Source organism: Alcaligenes sp. AB3, from assembly GCF_031844565.1.
In the GTDB taxonomy this organism is placed as follows: domain Bacteria; phylum Pseudomonadota; class Gammaproteobacteria; order Burkholderiales; family Burkholderiaceae_B; genus Alcaligenes; species Alcaligenes faecalis.
The window spans coordinates 331,190-350,325 of sequence record NZ_JAUZVM010000004.1 but is presented as its reverse complement, the minus strand read 5'-3'; the positions used below and the strand labels follow the sequence as shown (position 1 = coordinate 350,325).

The following is a 19,136-nucleotide window of genomic DNA, read 5'->3' as shown; positions in this document are numbered from 1 at the left end:
TGCACAAAACAACCATAATCGAATTGACAAATTAATATTGGTTTAAACACGCTATATAAATAGTCAAATCACAGCCTTCATACAGGCGTTATTCTTGGGCACACCCAAAAAAATCGCTTCATCAACATTATTCGTGTCTCACCTGCGCCTTCCCCACTTATGAGCGCCCAAAAATCAATATTAGTCAGCATAATCATGCCAGCCTTCAATGCTGCTGGTACCTTGCCGGAATCCCTTAGCTCTGTTTGTCGGCAAGACTACCCTTGCTGGGAACTGCTCGTCATTGATGACGGGTCAAATGACAACACCGTGGAGCTGGTTGCAGCATACGCGCAGACAGATCCCAGGATTAAACTGCTCAGGCAACCGAGCAACCAAGGGGTCGCTGCTGCGCGTAATGCCGGAATTGCAGCTGCTAAGGGGCAGTACATAGCCTTTCTAGACTCCGATGACCTATGGTTTCCTCAGAAACTGAGTCAACAAGTAAAGGCGATGCAAGAGAATCACGCGCTAGCCTCAATGACAGCCTACTACCGCTTTCAGCACGTCCCTCAGTGGCAAGGCGCTACAACACCACCCCGCTGGTTGGACTATGCGAGCCTGCTAAAAGGGAACGCTATTGGTAACCTAACGGGTATGTACGACTGCCAAGCTATAGGTAAGGTTTATCAAAAGGCTGTCCGCCACGAGGACTATTTGATGTGGTTGGAGATAGTACACAAAGCAGGGCGCGCCTATGGGCTACAAGAAGTATTGGCGGCTTACCGGGTCAGTGCAACCAGCTTATCAGGCAACAAAATCAAGTCTTTACTGTGGACCTGGCAGATCTATCGACATCATCTGAAACTGCCCGTTGTACAATCTAGCTACCTGATGTTTCACTACGTCGTGAAAGCAATTCTCAAGCGGGCTTAGCTAACCATGAATGACGTCGTTCAGTCTGCACCTTGGGTCGACTTTATTCTGGTTAACTACAACGGTGGCAAAAAAATTGTTGATACCATCAACAGTATCAAGCAATTTAGCACTACACACTCTTACACCATTACCGTTGTCGATAATGACTCCACTGACCAAAGTTGCAGTCTGATCGCCCAACAGCATCCTGACACCCAAATCATTCAGGCGCATGCCAATCTCGGTTTTGGCACAGCCTGCAATCTTGGAGTTGCTCACACGCAAGCCCCCAACATCCTTCTGATCAATCCGGACGCCAAGCTGCAAACCGCTGTTCTGAGTATTTTTGAGCAATTTTTAAGCACATATCCGGATTCCCCCAGCCCGATACTAGGTGGTTTAGCCTTAGGCATCAAAGGGCAACCTGATTTCGCTTTCGAGCGCTTCCCAAACTGCTTTACCTTACTGCTGAAAGCGGTGGGCTTAGGTCGTCTGCTACGCAGTAGGCATCCACTAACCACTCCAACACAGGTTGACCATGTGTCGGGCAGTTTGCTGTTTATCAGCCGCGAGCACTACACAGCGCTAAACGGTTTTGACGAGCAATTTTTCCTGTACTTTGAAGAGACCGATCTACAGTTCCGTGCCCGTGAAATGGGTATCCCGTCTTTTCATATTCCTGCTGCTCAATACTTCCACGAAGCTGGGGGCACCTTCACAGATAAGTCTTTCCGTGGTCAATGCTACAGCGCGGGCATGAAAGTTTATTTGAAGAAGCGCTACGGTGCAGCCGGCAGGTGGATTTTTACGGTTTACGAAGTCCTGGACCGTTTAACTCGTCCTGCACGTCACATCGTCAAATGCCTACTGCGCGAACACAAACCTAACGCGCCCCAAAGCCAGTAAGCATCGTTTTTACTGTCAAAAATACAATATAAACATCAAGCATTACCGAACAATGCTTGATGTAATAGAAGTCGTGCTCGATCTTGACGCGAGTGTCGTCAGCGTTAGCCACATACCCTTGGCGCACCTGGGCCCAACCCGTGATACCGGGTTTCACGACATGGCGGTAGCTATAAAACGGGATTTTTTCATCAAACTCCCGCACGAAAGAGGGCTGCTCGGGCCTAGGGCCGATCAAACTCATTTCCCCTCGCAGCACGTTGTAAAACTGGGGTAACTCATCAATCCGTAATTTACGAATAATTCTGCCAACCCGAGTAATGCGGGGGTCATCCTCCCCTGCAAACTGTTCAACCTCACATTCCTGGTCAAAGCGCATGCTGCGCAGCTTATAAATAGTGAACTCGCGGTTTCCCAAGCCTATCCGCTGCTGGCAATAAATGACTTTACCTGGGCTTTCCAAACGGATGGCCACCATCACTGCCAGGCACACAGGGATCACAACCACGGCACTGGCAATGACCATTGAATAGTCAAAAATCAACTTCAAAATCTCGTAGCCCCTAGAGGGCAGCAAGGAACCGATCGTGTTCTCCGACATACGATCAATTTTGACGCGCCCGGTCAAAGACTCAAACACTTGTCGAGAGTTGTACACCGCGACCCGATCCAGCGCACAGCGTGTCAGAAAGCGCTCAGCATCAGGCTGTATACAAGAAAAATCCGCTACAACTCCATCGTAACGATACCCGGCAAGATCAAGGCTGCTCAGCATGCGACCATCCAAGCCTGGTAGATCCAGCAGGGTCTCGGCCTCCCCTCCGGGCACAATGGCCAGCTTCAGTACTCGGTAGCGAGTGGTTAATAAGCTTTCCAGCAAAAACCAGATCAAAGCCAGAAAACTGCTGCTCAACAGCAGCGCCCGTGAGGCGTCATAACGAAACACAAAACTGGTAATGTAGATGACAGCGTAAGTCACCCCCACCGTAGGGATAATCAGCCACGCGCTACGGGCTCCAGGATAGCCTTGCTGGCTCTTGTCAATCAGCAGCTTGCAACTGACAAATGCGACTATGGCCAGAATCAGTGCTGTACGTTGACCATCATCCAGGCTCCATAACCGGTCCCATCCCCACAACAGCAAAACCGGGGCTAGCACCACGACAACAAACCCAATCAACCACGAGCTTGGCCCGGATAGTAGGAGTATCTCGTGCAAACGCTTAAACCGCCTGATTTTAATTTGATTCATCGAAGCACTAATAACCTAAAATAGCCCATTTACGCGCCAATTATACGTCGCTCCCGAGTAACGCTAGATAGCCCAAGCAGATTTACTTGATGGGTCTGACGGGTAAATACCGCAACCTTCGTGTGATCTGCTCACGCGCTTTTTCCCAAGCAAACTTTTTGCATCTTTTTTCTCATGTCCGAGCCCGTATCCAAGTCTACTTTCTCATTCAATGCGGCCGCTCATTTAGGCGTAAGTCTGTTCTTTATTAGTCTGCTTTCCACTCGTAATATCTATTCGGTGGGTGTCGCCATTTTGCTGTTGGCAACCGTTTCAGGGTATCTGGTGTGTTCTCAAACTCGTCGGTCCATGCAAAGCCAGGGCATCAGCCAAGGCTTGTATACGATACTGGCACTAACCTTTGCCAACGGGTTGCTAATCTGGCTCTTGCACCAGAACCCTAGCAATCAGCTGGATCTGCTGAGCCGTTACCTGCTGCTTGTCCCTATTCTGTACATGCTCAGTTCAATTCGTATGCATAGCAATGTGATCTGGGTCTGTTTTGCTTTAGGCACCCTGTCCGCTTTGTGGATCGTCCCAGCCCAATACGGCGGCCCTTTACACGACGGTCGTATCTACGGTTATACCGGCGCCATCCAGTTTGGCAATATCGCGTTAAGCCTAGCTTGCTTCTGCCTGACGGCCATACTGAGCCAGCTCAGCCAGCAGCATCGCTCTACAACGGTTCTTCTTCTATCTGTGCTGGGCTGTCTGGCGGGTTTTCTCCTATCGCTTCTATCAGGCAGCCGTGGCGGCTGGATTGCCCTTCCTGTCGTGTTTCTGATACTTGCCTACGCCTATTTACCCAAGCAACACTTTCGGCGAGGTGTAATGATCCTCTCCTTGGCCGCGCTCCTGAGCGCCAGTATCCTGTGGCAAACTGATACCATCCAGTCACGGGTTGCTCTGGCGCAGCACGATATTGAACAATTTGAAGCAGGCAACGCCAACACCTCCATTGGCGCCCGCTTTGCCATCTGGCAAGCGAACTGGACCCTGATAAAGGAGCAGCCGTTTTCTGGTTGGTCCTACGCTCAACACCAACAGGCCCTCGAGGACCTGGTTAAAGACGGACAGGCAGATCCCGTAGTTTTGAAGTTGGCCAACTCACATAACAATTACATTGAGACCTGGGTAGACTGGGGCTTGGCAGGTCTGCTCTTGCAATGTTCACTTTTGCTTTACTGCTTTTATGGCTTTATTCGCCGGGTTCATTCCTCAGACACGCTCACTCGCGCGTACGCTACCTGCGGAAGTATTGTTGTTGCCGTATACATACTGGCCAACCTGACCCAGAACATGATGGAACGCAATAACACGCTCCTGTTTTTCCTGATTAGTGTAGCGATATTCTGGAGCCAGATTTACCCCAACCAAGCCAAGCGTCATTCTGCGACCTAGCCCATGTCTGCCAAGAAATTACTCGGTAATTCATTCTGGAATCTGAGCTCCTATATAGTGCTCATGTTCGCGTTCCTGCCCTCCATGGGCTTGATGGCACGACTGCTGGGCCTGGAGCCTTTTGGCATTTACACGCTACTCTTTGCCTTGATCGGCTATGCCAGCCTATTTGACCTGGGGATCGGCCGAGCCTTGATCAGAGCCATTGCCATGGCCAGCAAGTCCTCTCGGCAAATTCAATCAATTCTAGGTACAGCAAGTTTACTGATCTTGCTCAGCAGCAGTGTTGCCGCTGCACTGGTTTATCTGCTCAGCCCCTTTTTGGTGCAATGGCTCCATATCAGCACGGAGTTACGCTCAGACAGCCTGTTTGCCTTTCGTCTCCTGGCACTGACTCTGCCTTTGTTGCTGCTGCAAGCAGTGTGGCTGTCCTACCTGGAAGGACTATCAGACTTCAAACGGGTCAACATACAACGCACCATCAGTGGCTTGCTGCTCGCCGTCTTGCCCTTGCTGACCATTCTTTATCAGGCCAGTCTCAGCTATGCCGTTCTCGGTCTCTTTGCTGGACGTTTGATCAGTTGCCTGCTCGCCTACTTCTGGGCTCTGCCTGCCCATGTCCGTCAAGGAATGTGGCGCTGGGACAAACAACAAGCGCAGGCCCTATTGCGCTTTGGGGGCTGGCTGACAGTCAGCAATTTGATCAGCCCTTTAATGGTGTATTTTGATCGCTTCCTGCTATCTAACCTGAATGGGGCAAGCACAGTCAGTTTTTATACAGCACCATCAGAAGCTATTACTCGCTTGCTAAACATTCCAGGGGCAGTCGTCCGAGTAATTTTCCCCTTGCTCAGCGCTCAAAAAGATGCTCGCCAGGAAACTCGTCTGACTTACCTGTTGCTACTGGCAGTATGCGGACTGATCAGCCTGATAGGCATTGTGGGAGCCAAGTGGATTATCTTGCTCTGGCTTGGTGAAACCTATGTAGAGCAATCCGTACCGATTCTACAAATTCTGTTGCTGGGTTTCTTGTTCAACGCCATTGCCCAGATCCCTTACACCGTGATCCAAGCCCAGGGGCACGCCCAGATTACCGCCTATGTACACTTGGCCGAGATCCTGCCCTATATCGCTTTGCTGTACGTACTGATTTCTCAGTTCGGGCTGCTGGGCGCCGCAATTGCCTGGACCAGCCGGGTTATCGTAGACTGCCTTGCCCTATTAATTCTGGCTAAACGCTATCGCTAAGCCATTCGGAACGCTACTTAATCGTCATGCATATTCTCGTTACCGGTGGCGCCGGCTTCATCGGTTCAGCCTTGATCCGTCATCTTATTCAGGAGACAGAGCACTCTGTCCTGAATGTGGACAAATTGACGTACGCAGGCAATCTGGAGTCGCTGGCTTCGGTCCAGGAACACCCTCGATATCAATTTGCGCAAAACGATATCCAGGATGGGCCAGCCATACAGGCTTTGCTAGCCAGATTCCAACCCGATGCCATCATGCACCTGGCAGCCGAGTCGCATGTGGATCGATCTCTAGATGGCCCGGCAGCGTTCATTCAGACCAATATTGTAGGTACCTGCACCTTGCTGGAGTGCGCGCGCCATTATTGGAACACACTGCCGGAGCCCAAAAAATCCAATTTCCGCTTCCATCACATATCAACGGACGAAGTGTATGGCGATCTACACAACACCACAGAGTTCTTTGTAGAAACCACGCCCTACGCACCCAGTTCTCCGTACTCAGCCAGCAAGGCCAGTTCAGACCACCTGGTCCGAGCCTGGCAACGTAGCTATGGCCTGCCCACCTTGCTTAGCAATTGCTCCAATAACTACGGCCCTTACCATTTCCCTGAAAAACTTATTCCTCACATGATCTTGAATGCCCTCAAAGGGCAAGCGCTACCTGTGTATGGCGAGGGCAAGCAAATCCGTGACTGGCTGTATGTGGAAGATCACGTACGAGCTTTGCTGACGGTCCTGAAAAAAGGCCAGGTAGGTCAAACCTACAATATTGGTGGCCATAACGAGCAGCAGAATATCCATGTCGTTCTAGAGATCTGCGCACTGCTCGAAGAGCTGGCTCCGGTAAAACCCGCTGGTATCCAGCGTTACACAGACCTGATCACCTACGTGCAGGACAGACCTGGCCACGATCAGCGCTACGCTATTGATGCTAGCAAGATTGAACGGGAATTGGGCTGGAGACCCCAGGAAACCTTCGAGACGGGCTTGCGCAGAACTGTACAGTGGTATTTAGAAAACTCGGGCTGGTGGGAGCGTATCCTTAACGGTCAATATCAGCTACATCGCTTAGGCAAGACAGAATAATGAAAGGCATCATCCTCGCCGGTGGATCCGGTACCCGCTTGCACCCTATTACCTTGGGGGTATCCAAGCAACTACTGCCTATCTACGATAAGCCCATGATTTATTACCCCTTGTCAGTACTGATGCTGGCCGGGATACGTGAAATTCTGATCATTTCCACCCCTGCCGATCTACCCAGCTTTCGTACCCTGCTGGGCGATGGCAGCAACTTTGGCATTCAGCTGAGCTATGCCGAGCAAGCCTCCCCAGATGGATTAGCACAGGCTTTTCTGATCGGGGCCGATTTTATTGGCTCCGACCGGGTCAGCCTGATCCTGGGGGACAATATTTTTTATGGCTACGGTTTTAGCCAGATGCTGAAAGAGGCGGCGCAACGCGAACAAGGAGCCACTATTTTTGGCTACCAAGTCAGCGATCCAGAGCGCTTTGGCGTGGTGGAGTTCGATGCCCAGGGTAAAGCTGTCTCGATCGAAGAGAAACCCCAGCAGCCCAAATCCAATTTTGCCGTAACTGGCCTGTACTTCTACGACAATCACGTCGTGGATATCGCCCGCCAGGTACGCCCCTCTGCTCGTGGTGAGCTGGAAATTACCGACGTAAACAATGCCTACCTACAGCAAAATAATTTACATGTCAGCCTGTTAGGCCGAGGCTTTGCATGGCTAGATACCGGCACTCACGAAAGTCTGCAAGAAGCCGGCAGCTTTGTACGCACGATTGAGCATCGCCAAGGACTGAAAATCGCCTGCCTGGAAGAAATTGGCTTTAAGCAAGGATGGCTTGAACGTAGCGCCTTGGAACGGCAAGCACAGGCTTTGACAAAAACAGAATACGGGCAATATTTGCAAAAGCTTCTCCAAGATCCAATTCTGCCTGGAAAAGCCCCTTAACTTTTGCGCAAGGCCTGCACTTTTTTCAGGTATTGCCCAGCATAATGCTGGTCAAAATAGTCTGCATATTGGGCCTGCCATACTCCCCGTGCACGTGCTGCCGCTTGTTGAACCTGCTGCATGTCCAGGCCTTTTAACCAGGTTTCAATCGCCTGCTGACCTTCCTCTACGGCCCAACCTGTTTGATGCTCAAGTACCTTCGTAGCAGTCGGAATACCGGCTGTCGTCAACATGGCGCGCCCGAGCATCAAGTGCTCATAATATTTGTTAGGCGCAGCAAATAAATGATTGGGAACTGTCTTGTAATACATCCCCACCACAATCTGGCATGACTGCATCAGCTGAAGCCCTTGAACCGAACTTTGAGCCCCGTAGTAATGAATATGAGGATGCTTCTGTGCCGAGTGCGTAAACAAATCCGCCAATGGACCGTATCCCGCCACATGCAGTTCGCAAGCAGGAAACTGCTCACACGCCGCAAGTAGGTCTTCCAGGCCACGGTTTTTTGCTTCCAGCACTCCAAAATAAGCAATCTTTACGGCTTGCTCATCAGAGACCGGCACATAGTTCTGAACCTCGGATTTCTGTGGCACATTTTCCAACACCATCAAAGAGGGGGTTGCTGGATCAATTCCTTGCTGCTCTATACGGCATGGATCGGCCAGAATGCCCGCATCGGCTGTCTTTAATAGATAGTTTTCCAGCTTGTCTACCCATCGACCTAAAGCGCCCGGAAAATAGCGCAAGGAGCTGTACTTGTCGTAAATATCAAAAATCCAGGGCTTCCGACATAGCACCGCGTACACCTTCACCGCCATCGCGGTATCCAGGTCGATGGCATGGACCAAATCGATCTTGCGGTTATTTTTTAACAACCAGCGCAAGACGAACAAATTCCAAAAAGCAATGCCAATCAGGCTACGCCACCCAGCACCCAGTGCGGCTGCCCGTGTGTAGTAAGTATCGTTACTAGATTTCTGTGCAGGAACCGTTCCTCGCTCCCATCCTACAAAGTGGTAAGGGATCTGCGCCTCGTCCAAAACCTTTAGGTACTTGGCTAGCTTGCCATCCACATGGCGCAGGTACGAGCGTATAAAAACAACCATTCGCGCTTAATCCAGTGTTTTACTCAAGCCATCCACGATAGCTAAAAAAAGGTCAAATAGATACAATTTCAGGCTCCCTATCGTGCCAGCCTTATACTTGCTTCAAAGGCTCTAGCAGGTTTGTAAGTACCACAGCTTGCGCCGATTTTCCCGCCCGACACAGCAACACCCCAATACCCCAAACCGAATATTTGCAATGACCATTTATCCCACCCGCCTGCCTGGTGTTCTGATTATTGAACCAGCTGTTTTTGGTGATGAGCGTGGTTTCTTCAAGGAAACCTTCCACCAGCAACGCTATCAGGAACTGGCTGGGATCAATCTACCTTTTGTGCAAGACAACTTTTCCCGCTCCGAGAAAGGGGTTTTACGTGGCCTGCATTTTCAAAAAAACCGACCTCAAGGAAAGCTGGTCAGTGTCAGCCGGGGAGCAGTATACGATGTAGCCGTAGATATACGGCCAGACTCGCCCACCTTAGGCCAATATGTAGGCATTGAGCTCAGCGAATCAAACCACAAACAGTTGTGGATCCCTCCAGGTTATGCCCACGGTTTTTGTGTTCTGTCTGACTTTGTCGACTTCAGCTACAAGTGCACCGACTTTTACTTTCCTGAAGATGAAGGTGGATTGGCATGGAATTGCCCTGAAGTAGCGATTGCCTGGCCAATCCAGAACCCGCAATTGTCCAAGAAGGATAAGAACTACCCTGTGCTGAGCCAGCTCATCGCACAGAGCAAAGCCTGAATCCATGTCACACCCATCCTTCCTGATTACTGGAGCCCACGGTCAATTAGGCCAGTCTTTTGCCTGGCTCGATACAAGTACAAAGATTGACGCCAGCCTAATCCTGCTTGGCCGTGCCGATCTGGATATCACACAAGCAGAGTCCATTACTCAGGCTCTGGATCAGCATCGTCCTGATATCGTGATCAATGCTGCTGCCTATACGGCAGTCGACAAGGCTGAGTCAGAGCCAGAGACAGCACAGCTAATCAACGGTACAGCCCCTGGCCTACTCGCCCGGGCATGCGCTGAGCGAGGCATAAAAATGGTGCAGGTCTCTACAGACTATGTCTTTGACGGCTCAGCGACACAACCTTACTCCGAAGACGCCCCTACCAATCCACTTGGTGCCTACGGGCAAAGCAAGCTGGAAGGAGAACAAGCAGTCTTGGCCACCCTACCCTCTGCCATCATTCTGCGCACGAGCTGGGTGTTCAGCCAATTCGGCACCAACTTTCTGAAAACCATGCTTCGCCTAGGGCAGGAACGTCCTGAGTTAAGCATTGTGGCTGATCAGATTGGTGGTCCAAGCTACGCACCGCATATCGCCCAAGTGCTGTTAGCACTAGCAGAAAAGCTGTTTGAGTCGAAACAGAACCCAAACAAAAATCAGACGCCCTCAGGCATTTACCACTTCGCAGGGCAGCCCAACGTCAGCTGGTATGAGTTTGCCCAAGAAATCTTTAGTCAGGCGCTCAGGCTGGGACTATTGGCGCAAGCACCAAAGCTGACACCGATTCCCACAAGCCAATACCCCACACCCGCAAAACGACCAGCACAATCGAGCCTGCTGCAAACCAGACTGGATGCTGTATTAGGCGCACAAAATATAGATCGAAACTGGCGCCAGGGCATCGAGAAAAGCCTGCTATCACTTATAAGTACACGCTGAGGCTGAATCCCTTCACGCCTGACAATAGCTCCTTCAGCAACTCCACTAGAACTCAAACGCAAAAAAGCCACCCCTAAGGGTGGCTTTTTCACGGATGCTACCGACTTGAGCTTAGTGCTTGCGCGCGTTGCTCAAGCGACGTGCTGCGGCAGCTTGAGCGGCCAGCATGGCCAGCTCGGCTTCCACAACAGCGATATCGGCCTTGTCCTTGGTGTTACGCAGGGCTTCTTCCGCATGCTTGCGGGCTTCCAGCGCCTTTGCTTCATCCAGGTCTTGTGCGCGAATCGCGGTATCCGACAATACAGTGACTTTCCCAGGCTGAACCTCGAGTATGCCGCCAGCGACAAAGATATGCTCTTCGCTGCCATCGTCCATAACGATCTTCAGCGTGCCGGGACGAATCCGCGAGATCAGTGGAGTGTGACCGGGCAAAATACCCAGCTCCCCAGCCTCGCCGGGCAGTGCCACGAACTTTGCTTCACCAGCAAAGATCGATTCTTCAGCACTAACCACGTCAACATGAAGCTTAGCCATGAGTAATCCTTATTACTGAATAGTCTTGGCTTTTTCGAAAGCCTCGTCGATCGAACCGACCATGTAGAACGCCTGTTCTGGCAGTGCATCACACTCGCCGTCGACGATCATCTTGAAGCCGCGCAGGGTTTCAGCCAGTGGAACGTACTTACCAGGCGAGCCGGTAAACACTTCTGCCACGTGGAAAGGCTGAGACAGGAAGCGCTGGATCTTACGAGCGCGGGCAACAGCCTGCTTGTCTTCAGGAGACAGCTCGTCCATACCCAGAATCGCGATAATGTCACGCAATTCCTTGTAGCGCTGCAGCGTTTGCTGAACACCGCGAGCCACTGCGTAGTGCTCTTCACCCACAACTTGTGGATCCAGCTGACGGCTGGTGGAGTCCAGAGGATCCACAGCGGGGTAAATACCCAGAGCAGCAATGTCACGAGACAACACAACGGTGGAGTCCAAGTGCAGGAAGGTCGTAGCAGGCGATGGGTCAGTCAAGTCATCGGCTGGAACGTAAACGGCCTGGATGGACGTAATCGAACCGGTCTTGGTGGAGGTAATACGCTCTTGCAGCTTACCCATTTCCTCGGCCAGCGTAGGCTGGTAACCCACTGCGGAAGGCATACGACCCAGCAGAGCGGACACTTCGGTACCGGCCAACGTGTAGCGGTAGATGTTGTCCACAAAGAACAGGATGTCACGGCCTTCGTCACGAAACTTCTCGGCCATGGTCAGGCCGGACAGTGCCACACGCAGACGGTTGCCTGGAGGTTCGTTCATCTGACCGAACACCATGGCCACTTTGGACTCGCTCAGGTTGTCCATCTGGATAACGCCAGCATCGGCCATTTCGTGGTAGAAGTCGTTACCTTCACGGGTACGCTCACCCACACCGGCAAACACGGACAGACCGCTGTGTGCCTTGGCGATGTTGTTGATCAGCTCCAGCATGTTCACGGTCTTGCCCACACCGGCACCACCGAACAGACCAACCTTACCACCCTTGGCGAACGGGCAAACCAGGTCAATCACTTTAATACCGGTTTCCAGCAGCTCTACGGAAGGCGACAGTTCGTCGAAAGTAGGAGCAGCCTGGTGAATGGCGCGACGCTCGTCGGACTGGATAGGACCGACTTCGTCAATGGGGCGACCCAGAACGTCCATAATGCGACCCAGGGTGCCAACACCCACAGGTACGGAGATGGGAGCGCCCGAACCGGCCACTTCCATACCGCGGCGCAGGCCGTCGCTGGAACCCATGGCGATGGTGCGAACTACACCGTCACCCAATTGTTGCTGTACTTCAAAAGTCAGGCCTTTTTCTGCGAAAGCCGAACTTTCGTCAACGAGCGTCAATGCTTCGTAGACTTTAGGGATGCTGTCGCGGGGGAACTGAATATCCACCACGGCGCCGATGCACTGAACGATGGTACCGTTGCTCATGTTGAGTCCTTGCAATATAACTTTGATGGTGTGCCTTGCCGTGATTACACAGCAGCGGCACCCCCCACGATTTCAGAGATTTCTTTCGTAATCGCTGCCTGGCGGGTCTTGTTATAGACCAGCTGAAGATCACCGATAACGGTCTTGGCGTTGTCCGAAGCGGCTTTCATGGCCACCATACGGGCAGACTGCTCAGAGGCCATGTTCTCGGCAACGGCCTGATACACCAGACCCTCTACGTAACGCAGCAACAAGTCGTCAATAACCGACTTGGCATCGGGTTCGTAGATGTAATCCCAACCGTATTCGGAAGAGTTAGCGCTTTCTTGAGCGACTACCTGATCACCAGCCTGGAAAGGATCTTTCAGACCGGAAGGCAGAGGCAGCAAGCGAATAAATGTTGGGTCCTGCTTCATCGTATTGACAAAGCGGCTGGTCGCCAGATAAACAGCATCAATGCGGCCTTCCACGAAGTCGTCGATCTGCACCTTGATAGCGCCAATCAGACGTTCCAGGTTAGGCGCGTCGCCCAAACCCACTTCCTGAGAAACCAGATTGGCACCAACACGCGCCAATGTTCCAGCAGCTTTACCACCCAGAGCCGTTGTCTGAACTTTAATACCTTTGTCTTCAAACTCGCGAACACGCGCAAGTACCAGACGCAGAATATTGGTGTTCAGGCCGCCACACAGACCTTTGTCCGTGCTGACAACCACGATACCTACCGATTTGACTTCGGCAGGCTCAACCATGTAGGGGTGAGTGTAGTCGGGGTGCGCCTGCATCAGATGCGAAGCAATCTCGCGCACCTTGTCTGCATAGGGACGGCCAGCACGCATCCGCTCTTGCGCCTTGCGCATCTTGGATGCCGCCACCATCTCCATGGCTTTGGTGATCTTGGACGTGTTTTGCACGCTCTTGATCTTAGTACGAATTTCCTTGATTCCGGCCATCACACTTTCCTGTAAGGGCATTATCGGGAGCCTGACTAGGCTGTCGACTCCCGCTAATCATGACGCCGGGGTTTCCGGCGCCTGCCAACAATGATTAGAAAGCGCCGTGCTTTTTGAAGTCCTGGATGGCTGCAACCAACTCAGCCTCGTCTTCTTTAACCAGTTCCTTCTTGCTTTCGATACGCTCAACCAGAGCAGCGAACTTGCTGCGCAGGTGATCTTTCAGGCCTTTCTCGAAAGGCAGAACCTGAGCGACTTCCAGATCGTCGAAGTAACCGTTGTTCACAGCGTACAGGCTCACGGCCAGTTCCCACACAGCCAGAGGCTGGTACTGGGGCTGCTTGAGCAGTTCGACCACGCGCTTACCACGTTCCAGCTGGCGACGGGTTGCGTCATCCAGGTCGGAAGCGAACTGAGCAAACGCGGCCAATTCACGGTACTGAGCCAAGTCGGTACGAATACCGCCGGACAGCTTCTTGATGACCTTGGTTTGAGCAGCGCCACCCACGCGGGACACCGAAATACCGGCGTTAATAGCGGGACGAACACCAGCGTTGAACAGGTCGGACTCCAGGAATATCTGACCGTCAGTAATCGAAATCACGTTGGTTGGAACGAAAGCGGAAACGTCACCGGCTTGCGTTTCAATGATAGGCAGTGCGGTCAACGAACCGGTCTTGCCCTTCACTTCACCGTTAGTGAATTTTTCCACGTACTCGGCGTTCACACGAGCAGCGCGCTCGAGCAGACGGGAGTGCAGGTAGAACACGTCACCAGGGTAGGCTTCACGGCCTGGTGGGCGACGCAGCAACAGGGATACTTGACGGTAGGCCCAAGCTTGCTTGGTCAAGTCGTCATAAATGATCAGGGCGTCTTCGCCACGATCACGGAAGTATTCACCCATGGTGCAACCGGAGTAAGGAGCCAGGTACTGCATGGCAGCGGACTCGGAAGCCGAGGCGGCCACAACAATCGTGTACTCCAGAGCACCGTGCTCTTCGAGCTTGCGCACCACGTTGTTGATCGTGGAGGCTTTTTGGCCCACGGCAACGTAGATACATTTAACGCCATTGCCCTTTTGAGCAATGATGGTGTCCACAGCCACGGCAGTTTTACCGGTCTGACGGTCACCAATGATCAGTTCGCGCTGACCACGGCCGATTGGCACCATGGAGTCCACGGCTTTCGTGCCGGTCTGCATGGGCTGGGAGACGGACTCACGGGCGATAACGCCAGGAGCCACTTTCTCGATGACGTCAGTCATCTTGGCGTTGATCGGGCCCTTGCCGTCGATAGGCATACCCAGAGTATCAACCACACGACCCAGCAGTTCGGGGCCAACGGGCACTTCCAGAATGCGGCCAGTTGTTTTAACTGCGTCGCCTTCGGAAACACCTGTGTATTCACCCAGAATCACGGCGCCGACAGAGTCGCGCTCGAGGTTAAGGGCCAGACCGAACGTGTTGTTCGGAAATTCGAGCATTTCGCCCTGCATCACATCGGACAAACCGTGGATGCGCGTAATACCGTCGGTCACGGATACGACCGTACCTTGTGTACGAACGTCAGTCGACGCACCCAGGCCTTCGATGCGGCTCTTGAGCAGTTCGCTGATCTCGGACGGATTAAGTTGCATGTTCAGACTCCTGAAATCCTGTTTACTGACTCGCGCTATGCGGTCAGCGTATCGCGCATGCTGGCCAGCCGGGCCTGCACGGAAGTGTCGAGCACCTGGTCACCAACAATCACCCGAATACCGCCGATAAGGTCAGCGTCGACGGTCACAGTCGGTTTTAGCTTCAGGCCAAACTTTTTCTCCAGCCCAGCGGTCAGCTCAGCAACCTGAGCCTCAGCCATCGGGAAAGCACTGATAATTTGTGCCTGCGCCGTGCCTTCGAGTTGGTGTTTCAATAGATCAAACTGTTCTGCAATTTGTGGCAACAGCAAGATGCGCTGGTTATCCACCAACAATTGAAGAAAGTTGCGAGCCTTTTCGGTGACCTGTGACTTAACCAGGCCCGTAAAGAGTTCGAGTCGCTGCCCGTTATTCAGGCGCGGATCGTTCAGTGCCTCGCGCACATCGTGGAGACCGGCCACCTGAGCCATTTCGGACAACAGGGCCGACCACGATTCGAGGCCCTGGCTGTCGTCGCGCACGGCGGCGAACAGGGCTTCGGCGTAAGGTCTGGCAATAGTCGATAGTTCAGCCATGGCCTGCCTTGATGTTAAAGTTCTGCCTTGAGCTGCTCGAGCAGCTGGGCGTGCGCATTCGCGTCAACTTCGCGTCGCAAGATTTGCTCGGCACCCTTGACAGCCAAGGCAGCCACTTCGCTACGCAGACCTTCACGTACGCGTTGCACTTCCTGGTTGGCGTCTTGCTGGGCCTGCGCAATAATGCGGGCTTTTTCGGCTTCGGCTTCACGACGAGCTTGCTCCAAAAGAGCAGTCGCTTGTTTTTCAGCGTCGACAATGCGTTGATGGTTTTCGGACTTGGCCGAAGCGTCCATCAGGCTGATACGCGCTTGGGCCTGTGCCAGATCGGCTTTGCCTTTATCGGCAGCAGCCAAACCATCAGCGATTTTCTGACGACGATCATCGATTGCTTTCGTCAGTGGCGGCCATACGAATTTCATCGTAAACCAGGCCAAAACGAAAAACACGATCATCTGAAAAAAGAGAGTCGCGTTTAAATTCACGGTCGTATCCCTTCAATACCACGTGTGTAGGATGCGGTATGCGTCCTGACACATGTATGTTCAAGTCGACAAGCGGTGCATGATCAAACCGAGCAACACACCGCTAACGACGACTGCCTGCCCGTCTGCCAAAAGCGGCAACGGACTCGCCTTCTTACCCAACGAATGGGTTGGCGAATGCAAACAACATGGCGATACCGACACCGATCAGGAAAGCAGCATCGATCAGACCGGCCAACAGGAACATCTTGGTTTGCAGAGCGTTCATCAGTTCTGGCTGACGAGCGGATGCTTCCAGATATTTACCACCCATCAGGGCGATACCAATGCAAGCGCCAAATGCGCCCAGACCGATGATGATACCGCAAGCAAGAGCAACGAAAGCTACGTTGGTCATGACAACTCCTTGGTTAAAAATCAGGTGTAATTCAAAAAAATCAAAGCGTTAGCAAGCTAAGCCTGCTCCCCCCAACCAGACACCATTGTCCAGTCGGAATCGGATTAATGGCCTTCGTGTGCTTGTCCGATATAGACAAGGGTGAGCATCATGAAGATGAACGCCTGGAGCAACACAATCAGAATGTGGAAGATTGCCCACACAGAACCGGCCAGAATGTGACCGATACCCAGTCCCAGGCTGGCGCCATTAAACCCTGTCCATGCGCCACCCAGCAGAGCGATCAACATGAAAACCAGTTCACCGGCAAACATATTGCCGAACAACCGCATGCCCAAAGACACAGACTTGGCCGCGTATTCGATGCAGTTCAGCAAAAAGTTGAAAGGTGCGAGCACAACAGCCATCAGGCCGGTCGCGGTGAACGGTGCAGTAAACAGCTCTTTGACAAAGCCGCCGGGGTGCTTGATCTTGATGCCGTAGTAGAACATCAGCAGCAGCACGCCCATGGACATGCCCATTGGCACGTTCAAGTCAGCGGTAGGCAAAATACGGTGGTAGTACAGAGGGTCGCCATGCTCGGAGGCCAGACCGGTCTGAATGAAAATCCAGCCCAAACCATCAACGGGCAGCAAGTCCAGCACGTTCATCATGATGATCCACAGGAACACGGTCAGCGCCAGGGGCGAGACAAATTTCCGGGACTCGGCATTAGGAACAATGGATTTGGCCTGGTCTTCAACCCAATCGACCAGCATTTCTACAAAAGACTGCAAGCGGCCTGGTACACCGGCTGTTGCGGCCGAGGCGGCGCGCCACAGAAAGAAAACCACAACCAGACCCATCAGCAGGGACCAGAACATGGAGTCGTAGTTAATGACACCGAAGTTGGCCAGAACATCCTGTTTTTCACCCAAGTTGTTCAAGTGAACCAAGTGATGCTGGATGTACCCTGACTGAGGCGAAATATCACTAGCAGCAGCCATCTGTATTTACCCTGTGATGTATACGTTATGGGACAAGCCCGTGAAACAAAAATTCGTTATGGCAGCTTGCGGAAAAACAGCAGCAGCACATATCCCTTCAAGACACATAGCAGGCCAAAGAGCAAGGCAGGCCAAACTAACCAGCCTGTGTTTGCCATGGCAGCCGTTGCCAGTGTCAATACTGCAAAACCGAGCTTGAATGCTTCCCCCCAGAAGAAGGAAAGCGCTCCGGCGTTGCCGCCGCCCATCAAACCCAGCAAAAGACGCAATGCGAACAATGCGTTAGGCACAAAATAAGCAGCCGCACCAATAAGTGCCGAGGCTGCTGCATATGCGCCGGAAATCCATGCCGACAGGCCAATCGCCAACAGACCCATAAAAGCCTGGGCAACAAGTGCGCGCACAATTCCTTGCCCTGCCCGGCGAGCCATGCGGCTACGTTGCTCGGGCGTAAGTACTACGGGTTCAGGAAATGGTGCTTTGTCCCCTGCTGCCTGCACCTTGACTGTGGTGCCTGTCTGCTGATAAATCGGCTGATTCATAGTAGGAAACAATCAGATAACGTTGTGTGGGTGGATGTACTGCAAAGGCCTGAGCCAATCCATCCGCGCAATATTATCGGCCCCTTTCAAAAGCCGGTGTCGTCAAACCCATAAAGTATAGCGTCTTTTTTTTGTTGTAAGCAAACTCAGCCTTGCTTGTTTGATACTTAATGCAAGGCTGATATACGCAATCTCAATGGCATCAAGGGGTAAGCTTATTTTGTAACATTGCAGTGCAGCAATTTTACAACACACCCCCTGTTTTATCAGCGATTGAGAAACTTAGCGGTGCTTGAACTCGGGCTTGCGCTTCTCGACAAAAGCACGCATGCCTTCCTTCTGATCGTCAGTGGCAAACAAGCCATGGAAGTTACGACGCTCGAACAGCAAACCTTCTTCCAGCGACGACTCAAAAGCACGGTTCACACACTCTTTGGCCATCAGGACCGAGGGCAAGGACATGCTGGAAATAACCGTTGCGGCTTCCAGCGCCTCTTCAATCAGCTTGTCGGCAGGCACCACACGCGACACAAGACCGGAGCGCTCGGCCTCTTCGGCATTCATCATGCGCGAAGTCAGGATCAGATCCATGGCCTTGGCCTTGCCCACGGCACGGGGCAGACGCTGCGTACCACCAAAACCGGGAATCACGCCCAGCTTGATTTCTGGCTGACCAAAACGAGCGGAGTCTGCGGCAATGATGAAGTCACACAACATGGCCAGTTCGCAGCCTCCACCCAAGGCGTAGCCAGCGACGGCGGCAATGATGGGCTTGCGGAAACGGCGCAGTTCTTCCCACTGGCCACCCAGATAGTCCTGGGAGCTGACATCGTGGTAAGTCCAGTCTTTCATGGCGCCAATGTCGGCACCGGCCGCAAAGGCTTTTTCATTACCGGTCAGCACGATACAACCGATTTCGTTGTCGGCATCGTATTTCTTTAACAGGGCATACAACTCGGCGATCAGCTCGTTATTGAGCGCATTCAAAGCCTTGGGCCGATTTAATGTCAATAAAGCAACACGACCATGCACCTCTGCTTTGACTAAGGGTTCGTTCATGCTGACTCCCAGAAAAATTAAATAGAATA

The 19,136-nt window shown here is 52.4% G+C and carries 20 protein-coding genes; 8 read left to right on the top strand and 12 right to left on the bottom strand.

The annotated features are described in order from the left end of the window. The first annotated feature begins 195 nt into the window (after positions 1-195). Together Q9R35_RS11445 and Q9R35_RS11440 are read left to right on the top strand one after the other, a co-directional pair. On the top strand, positions 196-915 hold the full coding sequence (locus Q9R35_RS11445) for a glycosyltransferase family 2 protein (RefSeq protein WP_311219875.1): 720 nt from the start codon (positions 196-198) through the stop codon (positions 913-915). A gap of 6 nt (positions 916-921) precedes the next feature. After that, positions 922-1,803 (top strand): glycosyltransferase family 2 protein, encoded by an 882-nt coding sequence (locus Q9R35_RS11440; RefSeq protein WP_311219874.1) that lies wholly within the window; start codon positions 922-924, stop codon positions 1,801-1,803. On the opposite strand, the gene Q9R35_RS11435 is transcribed toward Q9R35_RS11440, so the two are convergent. Next, positions 1,781-3,055 (bottom strand): exopolysaccharide biosynthesis polyprenyl glycosylphosphotransferase, encoded by a 1,275-nt coding sequence (locus Q9R35_RS11435; RefSeq protein WP_311219873.1) that lies wholly within the window; start codon positions 3,053-3,055, stop codon positions 1,781-1,783. The two genes, Q9R35_RS11440 and Q9R35_RS11435, sit on opposite strands and share 23 nt — an antisense overlap. Before the next feature lie 174 nt (positions 3,056-3,229). Between Q9R35_RS11435 and Q9R35_RS11430 the strand changes: the two genes are divergently transcribed. Genes Q9R35_RS11430 through rfbA form a run of 4 tightly spaced genes read left to right on the top strand, consistent with a single transcriptional unit; the run spans position 3,230 to position 7,724 of the window. Then, positions 3,230-4,495: an O-antigen ligase family protein gene (locus Q9R35_RS11430; protein ID WP_311219872.1), complete on the top strand. Its 1,266-nt coding sequence runs from the start codon at positions 3,230-3,232 to the stop codon at positions 4,493-4,495. A gap of 3 nt (positions 4,496-4,498) precedes the next feature. After that, complete coding sequence (locus Q9R35_RS11425) at positions 4,499-5,743, top strand: flippase (RefSeq protein WP_311219871.1); 1,245 nt, start codon at positions 4,499-4,501, stop codon at positions 5,741-5,743. 26 nt (positions 5,744-5,769) lie between these two features. Then, complete coding sequence (gene rfbB, locus Q9R35_RS11420; RefSeq protein WP_311219870.1) at positions 5,770-6,834, top strand: dTDP-glucose 4,6-dehydratase; 1,065 nt, start codon at positions 5,770-5,772, stop codon at positions 6,832-6,834. Then, entirely contained in the window at positions 6,834-7,724 is an 891-nt protein-coding gene (rfbA, locus tag Q9R35_RS11415) for a glucose-1-phosphate thymidylyltransferase RfbA (protein WP_311219869.1), read from the top strand. Before rfbB ends, rfbA begins: the two co-directional genes overlap by 1 nt. On the opposite strand, the gene Q9R35_RS11410 is transcribed toward rfbA, so the two are convergent. Then, complete coding sequence (locus tag Q9R35_RS11410; protein WP_311219868.1) at positions 7,721-8,830, bottom strand: hypothetical protein; 1,110 nt, start codon at positions 8,828-8,830, stop codon at positions 7,721-7,723. The genes rfbA and Q9R35_RS11410 overlap by 4 nt on opposite strands. Positions 8,831-9,026: 196 nt before the next feature. On the opposite strand from Q9R35_RS11410, the gene rfbC reads away from it, so the two are divergent. Beyond that, on the top strand, positions 9,027-9,575 hold the full coding sequence (gene rfbC, locus Q9R35_RS11405; protein WP_311219867.1) for a dTDP-4-dehydrorhamnose 3,5-epimerase: 549 nt from the start codon (positions 9,027-9,029) through the stop codon (positions 9,573-9,575). A gap of 4 nt (positions 9,576-9,579) precedes the next feature. After that, the gene (rfbD, locus tag Q9R35_RS11400; RefSeq protein WP_311219866.1) at positions 9,580-10,506 is read left to right on the top strand and encodes a dTDP-4-dehydrorhamnose reductase; all 927 of its coding nucleotides are present in this window, start codon (positions 9,580-9,582) and stop codon (positions 10,504-10,506) included. Positions 10,507-10,617: 111 nt separating this feature from the next. Here the strand turns inward: rfbD and Q9R35_RS11395 are convergent, their stop codons facing one another. From Q9R35_RS11395 to Q9R35_RS11350, 10 genes are all read right to left on the bottom strand, one after another. Further along, entirely contained in the window at positions 10,618-11,040 is a 423-nt protein-coding gene (locus Q9R35_RS11395; RefSeq protein ID WP_009464130.1) for a F0F1 ATP synthase subunit epsilon, read from the bottom strand. 12 nt (positions 11,041-11,052) lie between these two features. Continuing rightward, positions 11,053-12,474 (bottom strand): F0F1 ATP synthase subunit beta, encoded by a 1,422-nt coding sequence (gene atpD, locus Q9R35_RS11390; RefSeq protein ID WP_042486019.1) that lies wholly within the window; start codon positions 12,472-12,474, stop codon positions 11,053-11,055. A gap of 44 nt (positions 12,475-12,518) precedes the next feature. Further along, entirely contained in the window at positions 12,519-13,427 is a 909-nt protein-coding gene (gene atpG, locus Q9R35_RS11385) for a F0F1 ATP synthase subunit gamma (protein WP_035270228.1), read from the bottom strand. 94 nt (positions 13,428-13,521) lie between these two features. Further along, complete coding sequence (atpA, locus tag Q9R35_RS11380; RefSeq protein ID WP_026483720.1) at positions 13,522-15,063, bottom strand: F0F1 ATP synthase subunit alpha; 1,542 nt, start codon at positions 15,061-15,063, stop codon at positions 13,522-13,524. Positions 15,064-15,098: 35 nt separating this feature from the next. Beyond that, on the bottom strand, positions 15,099-15,638 hold the full coding sequence (locus Q9R35_RS11375; RefSeq protein WP_003805005.1) for a F0F1 ATP synthase subunit delta: 540 nt from the start codon (positions 15,636-15,638) through the stop codon (positions 15,099-15,101). A gap of 14 nt (positions 15,639-15,652) precedes the next feature. Continuing rightward, positions 15,653-16,123 (bottom strand): F0F1 ATP synthase subunit B, encoded by a 471-nt coding sequence (locus Q9R35_RS11370; protein WP_009464119.1) that lies wholly within the window; start codon positions 16,121-16,123, stop codon positions 15,653-15,655. 154 nt (positions 16,124-16,277) lie between these two features. Beyond that, the gene (gene atpE / locus Q9R35_RS11365) at positions 16,278-16,520 is read right to left on the bottom strand and encodes a F0F1 ATP synthase subunit C (protein WP_003805001.1); all 243 of its coding nucleotides are present in this window, start codon (positions 16,518-16,520) and stop codon (positions 16,278-16,280) included. A 104-nt stretch (positions 16,521-16,624) separates the two neighbouring features. Further along, positions 16,625-17,506: a F0F1 ATP synthase subunit A gene (gene atpB, locus Q9R35_RS11360; protein WP_042486016.1), complete on the bottom strand. Its 882-nt coding sequence runs from the start codon at positions 17,504-17,506 to the stop codon at positions 16,625-16,627. 56 nt (positions 17,507-17,562) lie between these two features. Then, positions 17,563-18,048 carry an ATP synthase subunit I gene (locus Q9R35_RS11355; RefSeq protein ID WP_042486014.1) on the bottom strand — a complete coding sequence of 162 codons (486 nt, stop codon included), beginning with the start codon at positions 18,046-18,048 and terminating at the stop codon, positions 17,563-17,565. Between the two features lie 282 nt (positions 18,049-18,330). Continuing rightward, positions 18,331-19,107 carry an enoyl-CoA hydratase gene (locus Q9R35_RS11350; RefSeq protein WP_035270221.1) on the bottom strand — a complete coding sequence of 259 codons (777 nt, stop codon included), beginning with the start codon at positions 19,105-19,107 and terminating at the stop codon, positions 18,331-18,333. Positions 19,108-19,136 lie beyond the last annotated feature (29 nt).